This is a genomic window from Oleiphilus sp. HI0067 (genome assembly GCF_001635735.1).
Genome location: NZ_LWFI01001029.1, coordinates 1 through 1,020, shown reverse-complemented (window position 1 = coordinate 1,020; position 1,020 = coordinate 1). Strand labels below are relative to the sequence as shown.

Annotated in this window: 2 protein-coding genes; one reads left to right on the top strand and one right to left on the bottom strand. The window is 45.1% G+C overall.

Annotated elements, in window-relative coordinates:
- Positions 1 to 533: pseudouridine synthase (locus A3739_RS13915; protein ID WP_068501763.1), on the bottom strand; the 533-nt coding region annotated here is incomplete at its 3' end.
- 125 nt (positions 534 to 658) lie between these two features.
- Between A3739_RS13915 and A3739_RS13910 the strand changes: the two genes are divergently transcribed.
- The coding region (locus A3739_RS13910) for a biotin/lipoyl-binding protein (RefSeq protein ID WP_156502589.1) at positions 659 to 1,020 on the top strand (362 nt) is incomplete at its 3' end.

The window sequence follows — 1,020 nt, the reverse complement described above, 5'->3', positions numbered from 1 at the left end:
TGTTTACGTCCAGTTCTAGGTTTTAGCTCTACCAAACTGTAACGTGAAGTAGGGAAGCGTCCGTCTGATATGGGCAATTCATACCGCTCTACACGGCGCAGTTGTGTTTGTGCGTCTTTCGGCTCTTTCTCATCTGCTTTTGCTTGATCACTTTTGAAGGCAGCGATTTCTTTCAATGGGTGATCGATTTCTAGTTCTTGCGGCGTATACCCGCGGACTACTGCATAGTACGTCTTTTTTATATGCCGCTGTTCGAATTGATCAGATATTTTCTTTGCCGTTTCTGGGTCGAAAGCAAACAGTAGCAATCCTGATGTAGGTTTATCCAGGCGATGAACGGGGTAAACCCAGTGCCCTGTTTGGTTGCGCAAAATACGCATCGTATACCGTGTTTCGCGTTTATCAATGGGAGATTTATGGACGAGCATTCCCGCCGGTTTGTGCGCGGCGATCATATATTCGTCTTGGTAAATGATCTCAAGCGTTTCGGGCTCGTGTTCAGTGTTGTGAGACGATTCGTTCGTATTGTTCATGCAACAGTCTGTTGAAGTAGAAGGCTTAGAGATTTTACCTGTTGTTTGGTACTATCGCGCGCTTAATTTTGCGCAATCATTCATTCTTTTTGTGCATCAATATTTGCTCATTTTTTGGAGTTTTAATGGTGTCTCGTTTTTTGAGCCTAGGTTCGTTGTTAGTTTTGTCTTTCGCTGTATTAGTTGGCTGTTCCTCTAAAGAGGAGAATGCCCCTGAACAAGCACAGCAAATGCCTCCTGCAGTGCCAGTTCAAGTTGCATCAGTAACGGCTTTGACCATGGCAGCGACAAAAATCTATACCGGTCGTTTAGAAGCAGAACAAGAAGTGATTATGACGCCTCAGGTGTCTGGTCAGATTAAACACGTTACTTTTGAAGAGGGCGCGGTGGTTAAGCAAGGTGATGTGTTGTTTGAGATGCATTCTCGTACGCAAGCCGCACGCTACAACGAGTTGAAGGCTGAGCTAGAAAGTGCTCGTGCACAAAT